This is a genomic window from Desulfosporosinus sp. Sb-LF, assembly GCF_004766055.1.
Classification (GTDB): domain Bacteria; phylum Bacillota; class Desulfitobacteriia; order Desulfitobacteriales; family Desulfitobacteriaceae; genus Desulfosporosinus.
On sequence record NZ_SPQR01000010.1, the window covers coordinates 49,466 to 69,321 of the forward strand.

The 19,856-nt window shown below is 40.7% G+C and carries 11 protein-coding genes; 9 read left to right on the forward strand and 2 right to left on the reverse strand.

Annotation, left to right across the window (positions count from 1 at the left end):
* Positions 1 to 304 precede the first annotated feature (304 nt).
* Together E4K68_RS15375 and E4K68_RS15380 are read left to right on the forward strand one after the other, a co-directional pair.
* The gene (locus E4K68_RS15375; protein WP_135379819.1) at positions 305 to 1,303 is read left to right on the forward strand and encodes a diguanylate cyclase; all 999 of its coding nucleotides are present in this window, start codon (positions 305 to 307) and stop codon (positions 1,301 to 1,303) included.
* A 310-nt stretch (positions 1,304 to 1,613) separates the two neighbouring features.
* A complete protein-coding gene (locus E4K68_RS15380) occupies positions 1,614 to 3,521 on the forward strand; it encodes a [Fe-Fe] hydrogenase large subunit C-terminal domain-containing protein (RefSeq protein WP_135379820.1) in 1,908 nt (635 codons plus the stop codon).
* A 136-nt stretch (positions 3,522 to 3,657) separates the two neighbouring features.
* Here the strand turns inward: E4K68_RS15380 and E4K68_RS15385 are convergent, their stop codons facing one another.
* Together E4K68_RS15385 and E4K68_RS15390 are read right to left on the reverse strand one after the other, a co-directional pair.
* Positions 3,658 to 5,163 carry a DUF2225 domain-containing protein gene (locus tag E4K68_RS15385; RefSeq protein ID WP_135379821.1) on the reverse strand — a complete coding sequence of 502 codons (1,506 nt, stop codon included), beginning with the start codon at positions 5,161 to 5,163 and terminating at the stop codon, positions 3,658 to 3,660.
* Positions 5,164 to 5,175: 12 nt separating this feature from the next.
* Positions 5,176 to 8,559 (reverse strand): [Fe-Fe] hydrogenase large subunit C-terminal domain-containing protein, encoded by a 3,384-nt coding sequence (locus tag E4K68_RS15390; protein WP_135379822.1) that lies wholly within the window; start codon positions 8,557 to 8,559, stop codon positions 5,176 to 5,178.
* 519 nt (positions 8,560 to 9,078) lie between these two features.
* On the opposite strand from E4K68_RS15390, the gene E4K68_RS15400 reads away from it, so the two are divergent.
* The 7 genes from E4K68_RS15400 (at position 9,079) to E4K68_RS15430 (ending at position 19,692) form a co-directional block, all read left to right on the forward strand.
* The gene (locus E4K68_RS15400; protein ID WP_135379823.1) at positions 9,079 to 10,815 is read left to right on the forward strand and encodes an ABC transporter ATP-binding protein; all 1,737 of its coding nucleotides are present in this window, start codon (positions 9,079 to 9,081) and stop codon (positions 10,813 to 10,815) included.
* Complete coding sequence (locus tag E4K68_RS15405) at positions 10,808 to 12,661, forward strand: ABC transporter ATP-binding protein (RefSeq protein WP_135379824.1); 1,854 nt, start codon at positions 10,808 to 10,810, stop codon at positions 12,659 to 12,661. The genes E4K68_RS15400 and E4K68_RS15405 overlap by 8 nt, the downstream gene beginning before the upstream one ends.
* Positions 12,662 to 12,761: 100 nt before the next feature.
* On the forward strand, positions 12,762 to 14,852 hold the full coding sequence (locus E4K68_RS15410; RefSeq protein WP_135379825.1) for a sigma 54-interacting transcriptional regulator: 2,091 nt from the start codon (positions 12,762 to 12,764) through the stop codon (positions 14,850 to 14,852).
* A gap of 451 nt (positions 14,853 to 15,303) precedes the next feature.
* Positions 15,304 to 16,662, forward strand: a complete 1,359-nt coding sequence (locus E4K68_RS15415; RefSeq protein WP_135379826.1) for a thiolase family protein — start codon at positions 15,304 to 15,306, stop codon at positions 16,660 to 16,662.
* A gap of 66 nt (positions 16,663 to 16,728) precedes the next feature.
* Positions 16,729 to 17,877, forward strand: a complete 1,149-nt coding sequence (locus tag E4K68_RS15420; protein WP_135379827.1) for an acyl-CoA dehydrogenase family protein — start codon at positions 16,729 to 16,731, stop codon at positions 17,875 to 17,877.
* Between the two features lie 31 nt (positions 17,878 to 17,908).
* Positions 17,909 to 18,883 (forward strand): CoA transferase, encoded by a 975-nt coding sequence (locus E4K68_RS15425; protein ID WP_135379828.1) that lies wholly within the window; start codon positions 17,909 to 17,911, stop codon positions 18,881 to 18,883.
* A complete protein-coding gene (locus E4K68_RS15430) occupies positions 18,883 to 19,692 on the forward strand; it encodes a CoA-transferase (protein WP_135379829.1) in 810 nt (269 codons plus the stop codon). The genes E4K68_RS15425 and E4K68_RS15430 overlap by 1 nt, the downstream gene beginning before the upstream one ends.
* Positions 19,693 to 19,856: the final 164 nt, after the last annotated feature.

Below are 19,856 nucleotides of genomic sequence, written 5' to 3' on the forward strand. Positions count from 1 at the left end.
TGGTTCATTAGGCTCTGCCAGGTATCAAGCTGATATTGCATAACCTAATAATGGAGAACTGGCTCACTGCCTGGGCCAGTTCTCCATTATTAGGTTTAACCTATTCTTAAAACAAAGGTCATGGAACGGTAGCAAATTTGTAAAAGCAGCCCTTATCTCAAAGGATAACAAAATTCCTAATTGCCCAACGGGCGCCAAGTAAGGAGTGAAAGAAGCCTTGATTGTCGGGTATAATGCAGAAAATTAGGCAGGAATTCGCGAATAGAAGGAGAATAGTTCCGAATGAGATAAGGAGGGACGTTCAATGGCTATAGTTATTGTGGATGATACGATTTTTAGTTTAAAAGTAATTGAAGCCTTTCTTATGTCTGCGGGTTATTTAGACGTTATCACCCTTAAATCGGCTAGAGAACTTTATCAGTTAGTAGACGGTTATTCAGAACGAGGGATAGTCAAAATTGATTTAATTCTGATGGATATAGTAATGCCAGAGGTTGATGGAATCGAGGCATGCCGAAATGTTAAGAAGAGAGAATGGCTGGTAGATGTACCAGTAATAATGGTGACCGCTACAACGGAAAAAGATGATCTGCAGATGGCTTTTGCCGCGGGTGCTATGGACTTCATTAAGAAACCTCTCGATAAGATGGAGTTATTAGCACGGGTGCGTTCGGCATTGAGATTGAAACATGAAACGTATCGACGAAAAGCCCGAGAGACGGAACTGCTTGAGGTCACGCACCAATTGCAAGCGGCGAATGAGATGTTACAAAATCTTTCTTACTTAGACGGACTGACAGGAATAGCTAACCGCCGGCATTTTGACCAGGGATTGCTTCAAGAGAGTAGGCGTGCCAAGCGGGAAGGTAGTCCTCTTTCTTTGATAATGCTAGATATTGACTATTTTAAAGCTTTTAATGATACATACGGTCACCTTCAAGGCGATGACTGTCTAAAAACAGTAGCATCTACTCTTAAACAAACTTTGAAACGTCCCGGAGATTTTCCCGCACGTTATGGAGGGGAAGAGTTTGCCGTTGTTTTGCCAAACACAAACGACGTAGGGGCTGCCATTATAGCCGAGGAGTTACGGGCTAGTATCGAGAGGGCGGGCATTCCGCATATCAATTCTCCCAGCGAGGATCATGTTACAGTGAGTCTTGGAGTCGTAACCAGATTTCCGGGACAAGCTGACACACCGGATGATTTGATTTTAGCTGCTGATCGTGCTCTTTACAGTTCAAAACATGAAGGCCGCAATCGGGTTAGTGTGGAACGGCTGCCGAAGATCGATGAAACATAACAGCGAGACGGATTTATTGTGGTTGGAGGAAATAAGATTTCCAACTTAAACAAAAATCGCGAGAAATCCTAGTATTACTTCGGCTTGGTGGACGTTCAAAGCCACTATGGAAGAAGCCGGGGCGCTTTGATACATTTAGAATAAGTAGCGCAATCGGCCTGGTATATAAATTTTTTATGAACCAGGCTCTTTTTTAAGAGTAGGATGCTTTTTTCGTTAGTATGAAGGAAGGAGATGTAAATGGATTGATGCTAATAAATTAAGAATTGTATAGTGTAATATGATTAATCATTTTGGAGGTGGCAGTTAATTGTCTATATTTCAATCACACATTTTGACGGATTATAACAAGTGCCAGGGGTGCAATAAATGCATAAGGGTTTGCCCGGTCGGGGCTAATTCTGCCTACCTTCTCGACGGTGAAGTTAAAGTAGAAATCAATACCGGAAAATGTATCGAATGTGGACGATGTATTACTGTCTGTGACCACGAGGCTCGATCATATATTGATGATACGGAAGTTTTTTTTCGCGATCTTAAGAAAGGCCGGAAAATTACAGTACTGGCGGCACCGTCTGTGCGGGTTAATTTTAACAATTACAACAAACTTTTCGGTTTCCTCCAATCGTTAGGTGTCCAATTCATTTATGATGTTTCGTTTGGCGCGGATATTACGACTTGGGCATATTTGAAAGTAATTAATGAGAAAAAGCTCTCAACGGTCATCGCCCAACCCTGTCCAGCAATCGTCAACTATATCGAAAGATTTAAGCCGAATCTATTGGACCAGTTATCCCCTATTCACAGTCCAATGATGTGTACCGCAGTTTATGTGAAGAAATATCTTAAAGACAGTTCGGATTTAGCCATGCTCTCACCCTGTATAGCCAAAAAGGGGGAATTCGAAAGTACCGACAATCTAATTAACTATAATGTTACCTTCAAAAAACTTGCCCAATATTTGCATGAAAATCATATTTCATTGGATGCCCACAAGGAGAAAGAGTTTGACGATATTACCTGTTCATTGGGGTTTCTATTCAGTCGTCCAGGGGGATTGAAAGAAAATGTGGAGGCCTATGTTCCGGGGGCATGGGTGAGGCAGGTGGAAGGACAAGAAGCCGCTTATGACTATTTAGAAGTTTATAGTGAACGGATTCATAAACAGAAACCAGTTCCTTTATTGGTCGATATCCTTAATTGCCCTCATGGTTGTAATATTGGTACAGGTGCATGCCTAACTGAAGATGTAATGGATGATATTGATCACGAGTTTAATTTGCTTAAACAGGGTAAATTAAGTGAAAAAGAGGGTAAAGGGTTTTCTAAAAAGTCTAGAAAGACGTGGATGGTAGATTACTTTGACAAGAATCTTAACATAAGGGATTTTTATAGAAATTACCATACGGATCGTAAAGTTGCAGATCTTAAAATTCCTACGACTAAAGAACTCGACGAGATTTTTAAGTCCATGTACAAGTTCGACGATAAGGCATGTAATATTAACTGCACGGCATGTGGTAATAATACCTGTCGAGAAATGGCCATAGCTATTTATAATGGGGAAAATATACCGTTTAACTGCTTAGATTATACGAGAGGAGCGGTTTTGGCTCAGAACGCGAAAAATACAGAGATCAATGAGATGATGAAGGAAATCGAGTTGCTCAGTGATCAACGCTTAAAGGATGCTAAGAATATCCAGAATCATTTTAGTTCCCTCAGGCTTTCCGTTAATGAAATTGCTAAAGCAAACGAGGAAAGTGCAACAAGCCTTAATAAGATGTCTGACCAAGTTCATAGAACGTTAGTCACCGCAACAATGTTAAGAGATAGTGTTACTCAAATGAAATTAAAACTGGATGATTTCAGTAAGGCGTCCAGTAAAATCGTTGATATTGCAAGTCAGACAAATTTACTTTCGCTCAATGCGGCAATTGAGGCTGCGCGGGCAGGAGAAAATGGTCGCACTTTCTCAGTTGTGGCCCAAGAAGTTAAAAAGCTTGCTGAACAATCTGGTAATGTTGTGCGTTCGACTGTCGATGATGAACAGTCGATGTTAGCGCTGATTTCTGGGATTTCAGAAGTGTCGGTGCAATTAGAAAAAGAAATGAATAATATGACGGATGAAGTTTCTCGGATTTTGTCTTCCGTTGAGGAACTCACAGCAAAAGGCCAAGAAATTCTTGCCTCAGTTGAAGAATTTGGAGCAGAATAATTACGCTTATATTTTTGGCCGCGATCGAGCATAGGTCGTGTGGAGTGCTATACGGAAGGATTCGAGGTAGGGGAAAAGCAAGTAGTTTACGATTGAGGTTGAAAGGGAGTTCAAATAATAGTATCTCCCTTCATAATTATGCACGAATATCATGCATCCGGTCTCTAGCCGTTTCATTCATCACTTTGTTTCCACCTTTATGGACAATGGTATCGCGAAAATATTGCTGAGCTTCAGTCATTAAACCATTACGCACACAAAGTTCAGCCAGTAGCATAGTCATCCGCTGGTCCTGTTCAACTGTAGTTTGACTTCTACTGTTATGGAATAAATCTTTGTATAGAATTAAAGCCTTTTCTGAAGCCATTTTAGATAATTCCAACTCAGCTACATCATCGTAAAGCCAAGCTAATCGTAACCATAACTTACTTTCTTGGGACTTATTATTTAATCCCTCTATACAATGTAACGCTAAATAATATAGTGTAAATACTTGATCTATAGTACGTTTAGTGGTGAAGTCGCCATCTATCCCAGACTTTAGTTCAGAAAGTTTTTGTGGAATTGAGCTTTTTGCTTTTTCAGTAATTTTATCAAAATCCTCAACCAGACTGGCATACTTACAGTGCGAACAAATTTGGATACTGTACCAAAGTGGCTCAAAGCCAACAAAATGCCTTCGAAAGTCAAGGTCAACTTTATCTATAGCTAATTTAGTAAATCGTACAACTTGTATCTCAATAGAACTTTCACATACAGGACAAGTAGTTTTTTTCATAAAGATAAAGTTATCTATTGGTCCAGTTGAATCTAGAGAATACTGCTTATGCTCTGGAGGAAATAACTTGGTTGAAACAAAATTAGACTCAGCAATGGGAGCACAACTATTCTTAGCAATATCTACCACTGCAGAGCTAGTGCTTAATTCAGTGGTAAGTTGATCTAAAAGCCCATCAATTTTTTTATCCCTCAATAATTGTATAAAGTTAGCGTTTTTAGCAACTACCTTAGTAACTCCGTTCACTGCTTTCATTGCTTTTACTATACCGCTAATTTTTTCTAGTAAGGACTGTGGAAGGAACTCAATATTACCAAAATCAATAGCGACATTAAGCGGTTTTACATATAAAAGCCCTTGCACAGCTTGGTATAATAATTTGAAATTTTCTTCAGTTAGAAATTTCGTTATTTTGATCTGGAATGTATTATTAATAGACTCAATTGCAAAGGGTTGTTGAGTTGTTGATCCTGAGTTTTCATTTTGTGCTTTTCTACCTGTTTCAACACCTAAAACCTTTTGAACAACAGTTACTACAGAATCATATGTGACAGGTTTAATTAAGTAATGCTTAGCACCCAGTTCTAAAGCATCAAAAACCATGTTTCTTTGAGACAGAGCACTCACCATAATTATCTTAGCTTTTGGGTACTCCTGCATTATAAGTCTAACAGCGTCAATTCCATTAATACCAGGCATAGTAATGTCCATAGTTACTAAATCTGGCAAATGAGTTCTGTACATAAGATGTGCATCTCCACCATTCGCTGCTTCGCCTACAACTGTATGCCCTGCTTTAATTAAAATGCTAGCTATGTTTTTACGCATTATATTAGAATCGTCTACCACTAAAATACGAGCCATTTCAACTGCCCCCTACTTATTAATTATTTTAGTGCCTCTAGGCATTACCAAATTCAGACTAATATTTCCCAGCTCAGTCTGCAGGTTACAACCCCAAATCTGAGAGTCTTTGTATCTAAATAGAGCATCTTCCGAAGAAAGTGAAATTGGTGTATCAATTATCAACAGTTCCTCAAGTCCTGGAAATTGTTTCAATGAATTGCCAATAATAATATTGACAACTTCGCCAAGAACATCTTCCATATAAGCTTCTTCTTCTTCCAGTGTTATTTCATCCAAAATAAAATTACGTACAACCTTCCGCAAAACAGGTTCAGAAAAACTTACAATGACGACAATATCCAGTGCTCCCCTGATATTAATGATTGCCGTTACTTTATTAAGTTCAATTTTTTTGAGCCTTTCGACTTGGAAATTGTCTTCACATGTAACAAGTAGGTCTGTTTGCTCCAACATAAATTTGCTTGTCGTATCGACGAGTGGTTGCATTAATTCTGAAATAGTTACTTCCCAACCACCTTCAGTCTCTTTGGGTAGGCAAAAATAAAATTGACTTCCAGCACCTAACTCCGTCTTTACCACTACTGAACCACCGAGCTTATTCATCTCACTCAACACTGCTGCTAAACCAACTCCGCGACCTGATAAGTCGTTGACATCATCTTTAGTAGATAAACCATCGTCAAATATAAGTTGGATAGCTTCCTCATCAGTCATTAGATTTACTTCTTCCATGGTTCTCAACCCGCTATCCACAGCCTTATTACGCAGATTTTCAGCGTCAATTCCACGTCCATCATCGGTAATGGATAAGCATATTTGCTTTTCTGTCTCTGAAATCGAACACGTTATTTTACCGAATTCGTCTTTACCCGCTTCCAATCGCTCATCTACTGATTCGAGTCCATGATCTACAGCATTTCGAAAAATGTGTACAAGGGATTTAGCAAAGCCGTAGAATCGATCGGGGTTAACTAATATTTGGTCCTCTTGTGTGATTAACACATAAACCGACTTTTCCAGCCTATCTGCCAGATTTGCCACATACTCTGGGTAGGATTTTAACAGCAAATCAAATGATTTATAACGAAGTTTACGCAATTCAGGAATAAGTATTTTACACTCGACAGGGGTAAGAATCGTTTCTATTTTCTTTTCGATCTCTAGCAATTTGTTTCCATCAATAACCAATTCGTCGTCTTTAGAGAAGAAATCCCGACCTAGAATATCTTGTAACCCCGTTATATCTTCATCTAACCAAGTTAGTAATGAAAATTGGGCAAGAAATTCTTTGACATCGCCAATAGTTAATTCGTGCGACACTAAGTTTTTCTTTAGCATCTCAATTCGAGTTTCTAAGTTATGTAAATTAGCAACTACACTACTCAAACCTAATTGACCAAAACTTCCTTTAAACGTATGGATATGTCTAAAAATCTCAGTCACTTTCTCAACTAAGGAGGTTGCCTTATTATCTAAAATTTCTTGCAGGCGTGCTTCACAGAAATAGGTATAATCTTTAGCCGTTTGATTAAAGTCAACATAATTTAATACAACATTGACGACCATTTTGAGTAAATTTCGCTCTTGTTCTATCTCAGTTTCTAATGTTCGGTGATTAGTTATATCTGTCAAGATGACCATATAATAACTTTCTATGCCATTTCCAGAATCAATTAACTTATAGTCGATACTTATAACTCTACTGTCAATAGTTACTTCTGTTGGAAGTAACGGTAAATAAATCTCACGGAACAAAGGATCGCTGTTATTCAAAACCTTAACTAATAACGACTTAAGAAAATTTTCTTGCTCAATATCATCTGGAAAGACTAACTGAGGAAAACTAAGTCCGTGAATATCTCTATTAAAAATCCTAGTACACTCAGAACTGTATTCATTATGAATTAATAGATCTGACCCAAAAGAAAGAAAGCCTTGCCCCGCGTTATCAAGTAAATTTCTAATAGACTGAGTTCGTAAAACTACTGTCTGTTCCAAACCATCATTTAATAGTTCTAGTTCAGCGTTTGCTTCTTCAATTTCAATAGTCTGAGCTTCGACATTTCTTAGATTACGTTCGTTTTCTTTAAACAAGTAGTATTTACAGCTTTCTCTGTGGTTGAGTCCATTTAGTATAGCTAACATCATTCCATGACAATTGCCATAACCACATGAGGAGCAATTAATTTTACGTTCTTCAGGTGTGAGTTTATGCATTAGCTCCCATATTTGCTCTTCTTCTTTTTCGTCTTTTGGATCGCATAAATGTTTATTTGATGACTTATCGGAATAAACCCTTGAGAAATCTATGTCTTGGGCATCGATCCAAGCATAGAAATCCTTGAATAGATTTTTAGCTCTTTCTGGGCTTGCACTATTATGTTTAATAATTAGATCTTTTTTACGTTTCTCAATAATCTTATCAATTTGATAATGAGTACGATTATGAGTAATCGCAGGTCCAACGTTGCAACCATGCAAACAGTTTAGGACGTCTATAAGTACTGGTGCTTCGCTACGAAGAATATCTTCTTTAAGCTCTGGCAAATATTTTGTGTATACTTCTTGAGGTCCTTCTATTCTTTGTATATCAGATTTTTTAAAAGGTATGCCAAAACGGTTGAATGTGTCAGTTAATCCACCTGGTTGAGAATAGCCAATACCTCTTTCGGCCTCGGGAGTGTCAAACCCAGAAGGCTCTAACTCCGCTAAGTTGATTCCTTGCTCTGAAAGATAGTTATCCAATGACTCAAAAGTTATATTATAAGAAACTACTCCTCCAGTATTTGGGTCGTGGAACTCCCTACGCTTAGCTAGGCATGGTCCAAGGAAAGCTAGTTTCAAGTGGCTAAATTCTGGCTGGTTTTTGAGCCAAATAGCAACATCAAGTGCTGGCGAGTGTGTAGGTGCTAAGAATGGTATGAGTTCTGTATGGTATATTTCAATAAAACTAACAACAGCTGGGCAGGGCTGAGCAATAATTGGCTGCTTGGCACCGTTTTTCAAGACCTGTAAGTATAGATAAGTTGTGATTTCTGCCCCAAAACTTACGTCAAAAACATTATAAACGCCTATTTCACGTAAAGCAGTTAGCACGTTAGGCATCAATTCAGCATAATTTACAGCTGCCGCAGGTGCAACTAGTATACCTACAGGAACCCCTGATTCGATATCACTAAGAAATTCCGAAAAATCGTCGATTCCAGAACGAGCATAATGACCTTTTTCTCTGCACGCCTTAATACACTCGCCGCAACCAATGCAAAGATCCGCTTTAACTATAATACCGTCAGGCTCTACAATGTTGCACAATTTTACTGGACAAACTAAAATACAAGCGAGACAGTGTTGACACTTATTTTTATCTACCCGAATTACTTCCGGCAACCCCATTACTCTCCACCTCGTTGATCAGTTTTATAGTTAATTCTACACAATTCAAACTTATCCTTTTTTCGCCACCCCTTTCTTTTTACACCGTTTAAAAGCCTGAATTTGCTGATGAGTTATCGTCTAAACATACTTATGCTCCTGGAGTTGTAGCAATAGCTAATTACGGGCCAAATACGAACTGCAGTCAATTCTATATCGGTTCTTAGTCAAAACGTTGCAAGTTCAAACCAAAACCCTGCTTATACGATTTTCGGTAAGGTAGATGGGGGTATAGATATTGTAGAGAAGATTGCCAGCGTCAGGGTTGGCCCGAACTCATCAGGCGAACAGAGTTCACCTCTCGGGTGGCTTTTCTTTTCATTGTAAGTATGGGTGGCCGTGTTCCAAGTTTTAATTTTTTAAAATCAAAAGCAGTAGGATAAGAATAGAGTGGGAAGTTTTATTCATAAGTTGTAAGATCAAGAGAAACACCCCCCTTATGGTTCTATCAACAGAAAAGGAAGGGATTAACAGAACGCCATGGGTATTTATAAACATTATTTTAATAAGTATAGGTTGTCATTTATTATAGCTGTTAGTTGTGTATTCTTTGAAGCTATCTGTGATCTAATGCAGCCTACGATTATGGCCCACATTATTGACGAGGGTGTGCAGAACGGTCAGGTGGAAACCGTAATGAAGCTAGGCTTGCTGATGCTAATGATAACAGCCATCGGAGCCTGTTTTGCGGCCACTCGAAGTATTCTGGCAAGTAAGGTCTCCCAAAGCTTCGGTGCAGATATAAGGTATGACGTATTTACAAAAATTATTGGTTTTTCTGAGATCAGCGCAGATAAAATAGAAAGCGGTTCGTTGATAACTCGGATGACCAATGACATCTCTCAAGTAACGCAATTCATCAATGGTTTGATGAGGATTTTTTTCAAAGCACCTATTACCTGTTTAGGAAGCCTAATTCTTGCAGTCATGTTAAGCCCCCAAATGAGTTTAATCCTGTTTGTCATTGTGGCAATCATCGGATTCTTCATTGTGATCAGCATGAAAATGAGTTATGTACGTTTTGCTAAGGTGCAGTATGCCATCGATAAAGTCAACTCAGTTGTTCAAGAATACCTGATGGGAATAAGACTCGTAAAAGCGTTCGGACGATATGAAGATGAGGAAGAGAAGTTCGATTATGCCAATTCGGATTTGTCCAATAAAACCGTATCTTCTCAGATTGTCATTGCTTATTTTTCACCCCTTATGTCCTTGACCATCAGCTTGGGAATTGCTTTAATCTTATATATAGGAAGCATTCTATTTGGAAACGGTAATATTGAGGTTGGAAGGGTCGCGGCTTTCATTAATTACATGACGCAGATGTTAGCTTCCTTTATTATGATAACCAACATATTTAATGTTTTTGTAAGGACAAAAGCATCGACTGAAAGAATCAATGAAGTGTTAAATAGTGAAGAGGATTTTAAAGGTTCCGGACAAACGGTAAAGCAAGGTTCATGGCAGCTTGAATTTAGCAATGTGACGTTCGCATATCCGAATGGAAGCGGTATACCGACGATAAAAAATCTTACCTTTAAGATTAATCGAGGTGAAACACTGGCCATTATCGGTCCCACTGGTTCGGGAAAATCAACGCTTGCTTGGCTTTGCCTCCATTTTTACGATGTGGAAGAAGGCATGATTTACTTAAATGGTACTGATATTAAAACCATTGACAGCAATAGCCTGAGAGATAATATCGCCTTAGCTCCCCAAAAGAGCATGCTGTTTACAGGGACTGTCTTTGAAAACATTGCCTGGGGTAATACGAATGCTTCAAAAGAGGAAATTATACAAGCAGCCAGGGTGGCTCAGGCTGATGAATTTATTCAAACTATGCCTTTTCAATATGAAAGTAATCTAGGTCAGGGCGGGGTCAATCTTTCTGGTGGTCAGAAACAACGCATTTCCATCGCTAGGGCGTTGGTTAAAAAGGCACCTTTTTTGATTTTGGACGACTGCACAAGTGCACTTGATGCGGTCACAGAAGCGAAGGTTAGACATGCGTTAAAATCTGTGGATGTCCAAAAGACAGTAATTATGATAACGCAAAGGATAGGGACTGCAATGTTTGCCGATAAGATCCTCGTACTTGACAATGGTGTGAATGTCGGATTTGGGGACCATCAAGAACTGCTTCATTCATGCAAAACTTATCGGGGAATTTTCGATTCGCAAATTGGCGGCGACTTGAAGGGTATTACTTATGGCTAAAGGTATCAATAAAGCTTATGAAAACATGCCCAATTTAGGAAGAATGGGTGGCGGAGGGCCACGACGTTTTGCCCCGACAGCAAAGCCGCAAAATACAAAAGCAAGTCTACTTAGAATTCTTAAAATTTTCATGTTGTGGCGCAAATCGATCCTATTGTCAGTCGTGCTAACGATCATATCCTCCATGGTTTCCCTTTTCACACCCCTGTTATTGGGCAAAGCAATCAATACCTTCAATACAAAAACAAATTCAGTGGATACATCTCTTTTGACAGTCATTATTTTGGCGCTTGTCTCATGCTACCTGGTAAGCTGGTTTATTGATACGTTTAATGGTCTTCTGATGGCAAAGGTCACACAGAAACTAGTCAAACATATAAGATCTGAATTCTTTTCCAAGCTTCAGAGGATTCCACTGAACTTTTATGACACAAGGTCACACGGGGATACAATGAGCAGGGTAACCAATGATGTTGATAATATCAGCAGTACTATTTCTCAGACGACAACGCAGTTAATCGCGAGTATTTTTACAATAACAGGTTCATTTATAATGATGCTAGTTTTAAGCCCGATTTTAACGCTTGTTGCATTGGTGTCTATTCCGTTGTTTCTATTACTGACTAAAACTATTGCTAGCCGAAGTCGGAGGTATTTTTTAGGCCAGCAGCATAAACTGGGCGCTTTAAATGGAGTAATTGAGGAAAACATCGTCGGACTTAAAATGGTAAAGGCGTTCAATCGACAACAGACTGTCTTAGCTGATTTTAACCGTATAAACCAAGAGCTCTGCAACTATTCCACAAAGGCTCAGATCTGGTCTGGTTTTATGATGCCGTTTATGAACGTCATTAATAATATAAGTTTTACGTTTATAGCGTGTGCAGGAGGAATACTATCACTAAAGGGAGCGATATCTGTCGGGGTGGTAGTTAGCTTTCTTACTTATTCGAAACAGTTTGGGATGCCGCTCAATAATCTAGCCGGGATGTTTAATAACATTCAGTCAGCTCTCGCAGGGGCGGAAAGAGTTTTTGAAATCATGGATGAAGAGGAGGAAGCCCCTGATAAAGCCGGTATTAAAAAGCTGATTAACCCTAAAGGAGAAGTCGAATTTTGCAATGTATCGTTTTTCTATAATCCCGGCAGGCCAGTTTTGAAACATGTAAATTTCAAAGTGAGCCCTGGAGAAGTCGTCGCTTTAGTCGGAGAAACCGGAGCGGGGAAAACAACCATTGTAAACCTTCTAACCCGCTTTTATGATTTGGACCAGGGGAAAATTCTGATTGACAAGACAGATATAAAGGACATTTCCAAAAAAAACCTGAGAAGCTGTTTTTCTGTCGTTTTACAGGACACTTGTCTTTTTACAGGTACGATCTATGACAATATAAGATACTCAAGGCCAAGTGCAACGGATATGGAAGTTAAAGAAGCCGCAAAACTGGCTCACGCCGATGACTTTATATCCCGCTTGCCGAAAGGCTATGATACGATGGTAACAGGTAGCACAGATAACCTCAGTCAGGGACAGCGGCAATTGCTGGCCATTGCCCGAGCTATTTTATGTAATGCTCCAATCTTAATTCTAGACGAAGCTACAAGCAGCGTTGATACAAAAACCGAAAAGGAAATTCAGCATGCGCTTCTTACGCTTATGAAAAGTCATACCAGTTTTTTAATCGCGCACCGTCTTTCAACCATTCGCGATGCCGATAAAATAATGGTCATTGGCAGTGGGAAGATATTAGAGAGCGGAACACATGATGAACTCATGAAAGATAAAGGTACTTATTATGAGATGGTAATAAGTCAAATGGGATATAACAATAATTTGCAGATTTAGGCAGCAAGTATGTTAATATGAAGAATAGTAAGAAAATACGAATAAGTTTCTACTGGTCTATGGCAAATGAAACGGTAATAACAAATTGAGGTGAATAAATATGCTTCTTCAAGAAGGTACCAAAACCAAAATTTCATATTTGAACCTCGGTGATAATATAGCTAAAGCTGTGCGCATTTTCATGGATCTAAAGATTCCCATAATCCCGGTGTTAGATGGGGAAGGTGGATTATTGAGTGTTTTTAGTAGGAGCAGCCTTTATCGAGCAATCCTAGACGGTGCAACCTATAAAGACATAGTTGATCCCTACCTAATAAAAGAAGTGATCAGTATTTCGGACGATCTCACTGACGATCAGTTAGCTGATTTCGTGAAAGTGAGTCCTGTTGGGTCGGTGCCCGTTGTAAATAAAGAGGGAAAAGTTTACGGACTCTTATGCAAAGCTAATATGGTTATGACCTTATTTAGACACTCTGAACTACTGAACGTGCAGTTGAAAGCTATTTTAGACTCCATGCACAACGGTGTGATTGCTGTCGACAGTGAGGGAATGGTAACTCATATTAATATAGGAGCAAGCCGAATACTAGGCTTGAAGGTGGATACCTCCCTTGGCCAGCCTTTTAAAGAGTTTTTACCTAATTTAGACTTAAACCCGGCACTAATTCACGGAGAGGTTCAAATAGGGCTAAAGTACAAGCGCCACAACATTACAATGGTCGTAAATATTACTCCCTTAAACATTGGAGGGAACATCGCTGGAGGAATTGTGATCTTTCAAGACCTTACGGACTTGGAGCAAGCCGCCAGAGAGTTAGAAACAGTTAAAGCTTTAAACAAGACCTTCGATACGGTTCTTAATATCATCCATGACGGCATCATTGTGGTGGATGAAAGAGGAAAAACTACTCTTGTTAACCAAGCGATGGCGGATTTTTTAACGTTACGTCCTGAAGAGATTATTGGAAAACATATTACTGATATCATGCAGACAAGCAGGTTACACATTGTGGCCAGAACTGGTATTTCGGAAACAAGTGATGTCCTGACAATTCAGGGCAAGCCGTTAATTGTTTCCCGGCTGCCCATAATAAGAGAAGGGGAGGTATTTGGCGCAGTAGGCAAAGCAGTATTTCCCCAACTCGCCGAAGTCCGGGAACTAGTGGAAAAACTACGATTCTTAGAAAATAAAGTGACGTTTTTCCAGGAAGAATTACAAAAAAACAAGACTGCACAAGATATTATGAAAGGCATCGTTGCCGAAAGTACTGAAATGAAAAAACTAAAGGAAGAGATATCGATTGTTGCCTCAAGTAGTTCTACTGTGTTAATTACCGGAGAAAGCGGTACTGGAAAAGAAGGAGTGGCCCACGCCGTTCATCTCTGTAGTGACAGATGCAAAGGACCATTTATTAAAGTGAACTGTGCCGCTATTCCAGAAAACCTAATGGAAGCGGAAATGTTTGGTTATGTTGGGGGCGCGTTTACTGGTGCAGCAAAGGCCGGTAAACCAGGACGCCTAGAGATGGCCGATGGTGGAACACTATTTTTAGATGAAATCGGGGACATGCCCCTGGCTCTACAATCCAAATTATTACGCGTGTTACAAGACCGTGAATTCGAACGTTTAGGTGGTACAAAAAGCATTAAAGTAAATGTCCGTATTTTAGCAGCTACCAATAAAAATCTCAATGAAGCTATTGCTGAAGGAGAGTTCCGAGCGGATCTTTATTATAGGTTAAATGTCATCAATTTGCATTTACCCCCGTTACGGGAGCGCACCGAGGATATAGAACCATTGACCCATTTTTTCATAACTAAATTCAACCATATTCTTAAAGGTAACGTCATGGGCATCGTCGACGATGCCATGAAGATTTTGCTTAACTACTCATGGCCGGGAAATATACGTGAATTAGAAAATGTCGTGGAGAGGGCTGTAAACTATACCCGCAGTGGGTTGATCCAGTTAACTCACTTACCCAATGAAATACTTACCAACAGCTCTCCTGAAAATGAGGTTCTCACTGGAACGATTCGTCACCAGGACAAAATTGGCCGCATAGAACGAAACATGATTGTTGTAGCCCTTGAAAAGGCTGGAGGCAATAAGACAAAAGCCGCAAAACTCCTAAATCTTAGCAGATCGAGGCTTTACGATAAACTTAATAAATATGATCTGAACTATTAAGCGTGTTTCTAGAGACCTGATTAGGGATCTGACCTCAAATAAGCGTCCCGGAAGCGGACACATTTCGAACAAATGTGTCCGCTTCCGGGACGCTTATTTTTAGCCCATTGCGCTAAGATCCTCTCTCCAATGTTCCCTGAAAGTTCCCGTATGAATTTATCTCAATTCATTTTTAAGCCTTTGTTTCAGTGACGCTGATCATTAGGCATGTGGCGCATCGACACCTTGCCTGAATATTTGATCATAGTTTACAAATAACCTTCACGCTTTTACATAACTGAACGTGCCTTATAAAGCTACTGGATGGTTCTTTGGCATACAAATTGCAAATAAAATTCATAGGATTCTGAAATAACCGAATATCGGGTAACGAATGATTTATAGGTGCGATATTCGATGCATTCGGTTTGTGATTCCAAAGAAAATGGGCCAATTGAGGAGGAAATAACATATGTCTAAAGTAACCCAAAAGCTTGAACTTACAAGAAAAACCTATTACAAGGATGCAAAAATCAGTGCTTACGGGGAAAGAAAGCCTGATTATTCAACTATGGGTAGGAAAATCTCTAACACCTATGCCAAACAACGTGAAGTAGTTTGCGTAGAAGCCTGTAGAACTCCCTATGGGAAATCCCTTGGAGCGTTGGTAGAGTATGATGCTGCCCAATTAGGGGCTTTAGCTATTAAAGAAGTGATACGAAGAACCGAAGGCAAGGTCGCTCCTGGCGATGTTGACTATGTCATTATGGGCCATGTGGTGCAAGCCGGTAGCGGTCAAGTTCCAAGCCGTCAGGCTACTCTTCTGGCAGGACTTCCTGAACACGTGCCTTCGATTACAGTTAATAAGGTTTGTTCCTCTGGAGTTAAAACGATTGATCTAGGTGCTCAGATGATTGCCCTGGGAAGAGCCGAGATCGTTATAGCTGGTGGTCAGGAGAGCATGAGCAACATTCCATTTGCACTTCCCGATATGAGGAGAGGGAAGAAAATGGGCTTTTTAAATGCTGACTGTGAAGACCTAATGGTAAAAGATGGACTCTGGGACGCTATCTACGATCGCCACATGGCAATTCATGGATCTGAAGTGGCTGATGAATTTGGTTTCACCCGTGAAGAACAGGATGAATGGGCACTACATTCTCAGCTGGCTGCCTCAGATGCTATGGCTGCTGGAAAACTTGACGACGAGCTCTTCCCTGTTGCTATAAAAAGAGGCAAAGAAATCCTGGAAAAGGATGAAGGGCCCCGTGCCAATTCTACGATCGAAGGACTGGCCAAACTTGGTCCGGTGTTCAATCATGTCAGTTCCGTCACCGGAAAGCCTGGCAGTGTAACCGCGGGTAACGCACCGGGTACTAATGATGGCGGGGATGTTTGCCTGCTCATGAGTCGTGCCAAGGCTGATGAACTAGGTGTAAAACCTCTTTTCACCATCGTTGACTATGCGGAAGTATCACAACCCACGAAAGATATTGCCACAGTTCCCGGTCTTTCCATTAAGAAGGTACTCGAGCAAAATAATATGACGCTGGATGATGTCAAACTCATTGAGATCAACGAAGCGTTTGCAGCTGTGTCACTTGTTAGCGCCCGCAGCATTCTGGGTATGACGAAGGAGCAGATGTTTGAAAAGGTCAATGTTAACGGCGGCGCGATTGCTTTTGGTCACCCTATCGGAGCAACAGGTGCTAGAATCGTTATGACGTTGGCTTATGAACTGAAACGTCGTGGCGGTGGTTATGGGGTGTGCGGAATCTGTGCCGGTCATGCCCAAGGCGATGCTATGCTTATCCGTGTCGATACTGACTAAGTGTTTATAAGTTTATTAGATGGCAAAAGGGTTGGAAAATAGTAAAAGAATTGGAGTGGAGTTAATATGGATTTTAAATTAAGTGAAGAAACCCTAATGGTCAGAGATATGGTGAGAAAATTCGCAAAAACCCAAGTTGCCCCTTTAGCAGAAAAACTTGACAAAAGCCATGAGTTCCCCATGGAAAACTGGAAACAGATGAGAGAATTAGGCCTAACGGGTTTTCCTGTTTCAGAAGAATGGGGTGGCGGTGGCGGCTCTTATCTGGACTTTGCTATCATCGTTGAGGAGTTAGCTAAGGCCTGTGCATCGACTGCAGTTGTAACCAGCGTACACACTGGTTTGGGTTGTATGAGTATTTATCTATATGGTAGTCAGAGATTAAAAGAAAAATATCTTAAAAGACTGACCGCCGGTGAGATTATTGGTGCTTATGCATTAACCGAACCTAACGCCGGATCTGACGCCGCCGCTATAAAATGCAAAGCTGAAGATAAAGGGGACCATTTCCTAGTCAACGGTAGCAAAATATTTATTACTAATGGTGGTCATGCAACAACCTATTGCACCTTTGTTAAGACGGATCCATCACAACCTAAAGGCAAAGGGATTACCTGCTTAATCATAGAAAAAGACACCCCTGGGTTCACTATAAGCCAACCAGTTGAAAAAATGGGTATGCACGCTGACCCAACTTGTGAACTTTATTTTGAAAATGTGAAAGTTCCTAAAGAAAACGTCTTGGGAGAAATCAACAATGGTTTCGCAGTTGCCATGGGGCTACTCGCTGGTGGTCGTATCACGATCGGAGCTCAGGGTTTGGGAATTGCTGAGGGAGCCTTGGAATATACGATCAATTACATTAAGGAACGACAGCAATTTGATAAACCACTGGCAGCCAATCAGGGCGTTCAGTTCATGATTGCAGAAATGGCTACCAAGATAGAAGCTGCTCAGATGCTAATTTACAGAGCTGCATGGCTCAAAGATAACCATTTGCCCCATAACAAAGAAGCCTCAATGGCCAAGTACTTTGCCACGGACGTTGCTATGGAAGTCACTACCAACTGTGTACAGTTGATGGGCGGATATGGTTACTGTTCAGAATACCCAGTTGAACGCATGATGAGAGATGCCAAGATAACCCAAATTTACGAAGGATCGAATCAGATTCAGCGCATGATCATTGGGCGTGAGGTAATCGGCCGTTTTTAATTATTAGTGAACAATTAAGGGGGTTTTCACAATGGCCAGGCCTAAAATTGTTAGTCTTACTGAAGCGGTAGGGCAGATCAATGATGGTGATATGTTGACATTCGGAGGTTTTACTGTTTGGCGTCGACCTATGGCAGCTATTTATGAGCTCATTCGTCAGAAAAAACGCAATCTTCATCTCGTCGAGGTTAATGGCGGAACTCATGATGATATGCTCGTAGGCGCTGGTTGCGTAGGAATATGGGAATCTAGCTGGTGTGGACACGAACTCTATGGGAAATTTGGCAGTAACCTGGCCCGTAAAATTGAAAAAGGTGAAATCTTATATGAAGACTGGGCACATATTCATGTCTTAAACAGGTTGACTGCCGGAGCTAAGGGTCTTCCGTTTTTACCCACCTATGCTGCCATGGGAAGCGATATGTTGAATCCAGAAAATGATAACCTAGGTAAAGCAGGTCTCCGTGATGGATCCAACCCCCATATAGGTAAGTATAAATATGTTATGTATAAAGAACCTTTCACGGATTCTGAGATCGTCTTGGTCCCAGCTGCAAATCCAGACTGGTGTATCACTCATGTCCAAATGGTGGGTGCTGAAGGGACCGTGAGGGTTGATGGATTAAAATTTAGTGATCTAGAAGTTATTAAGGCTTCTAAACACAATATTATTATCGCTGAAAAGGTTGTTTCAGAAGAATACTTGCGCAGGGAACCGACCCGCAATATGTTGCCTGGTTACCTGGTGGATTATATTGTCGAATTACCCTGGGGTGCTCACCCAACCGGTTTGTATGGGGTACATGAACCTGATGGAGAATTTATCGCCAACTTCTTTAAAGCCACCCGCACCCAGGAAGGTTTTGATAAGTGGGCAGATGAATGGATCTTCGGCGTTAAAGACTTCCAAGAATATCTGAGTAAATTAGGGATTACCCGTCTGGAACCTCTGAAAGCCAATCCTTCTCTGGGCTATTCTTCGACACTGAAAAGGGGGTCTAGATAATGGATAGCAAAAAAGAATATTCTAAGCCTGGCGAATTTAAACCCATGGACCTCTTGGCCTGTGCCGCTGCTCGGGAAGTACAGGATGGCGAGATCGTCTTTGCAGGCACTGGCTTACCTATGTTGGCTATCATGGTGGCTCAGCATACTCAAGCCCCCACAGCCGTTTGTATTTATGAATCGGGTTCTATCGACGGTAAACCCATCGACCTGCCGACCTCTGTGGCGGACGCTCGTTGTAGCTACCAGGCTGCAGTTGCCGATGGTCTCACCGACGTGTTTGGCCAACTACAATCTGGCAAGGTTGACTTGGCTTATCTGGGTGGTGCTGAAGTCGATCTCTATGGGAACGTTAACTGCACCTTTATGGGCGGCCCCACGGGTAAAAGGCTTACAGGTAGTGGGGGTAATTCTGATATTCATTCCCTAGCCAAGAGAAGCGTTTTGATTATGCCTCAGTTCGGTCAGAAACGTCGTTTTGTGGAAAGAGTCAGCTATATCACCTCGCCTGGATGGAAAATTCCTCATTGGCCCGATAAAGAATGGGTTCCCAAGCGGGAGGTCTACGGTCCGGCATTCAATGGTGGACCATCCGCTGTAATTTCTGACATGGGTGTCTATCGCTTTGATGAAAACGGCGAGATGTATCTAGATACTGTTCATCCTGGTTTTACCGCTGAGGATTGCCGTGAAAACTGCAGTTTCGATCTTAATATCTCTAGGGTTAAGGGAGAAACTCTGACTCCTACCTATGAAGAATTGGATCTGCTCTATAAAACTATTGATCCGGAAGGAATCATCATGAAATAGTGGACAATGATGTTATGGCAACCAAAAGAGGTTAACTCATTACTCCTAAAGTGGGGGTGAGTTAACCTCTTAGTTTATGCGAATTTAATTACCCAACGACCAAGAGTGCGAAACTAGATTTCGCAAGGATCTAACTTTTGTACCGTAATGTATTTAGAAATTTA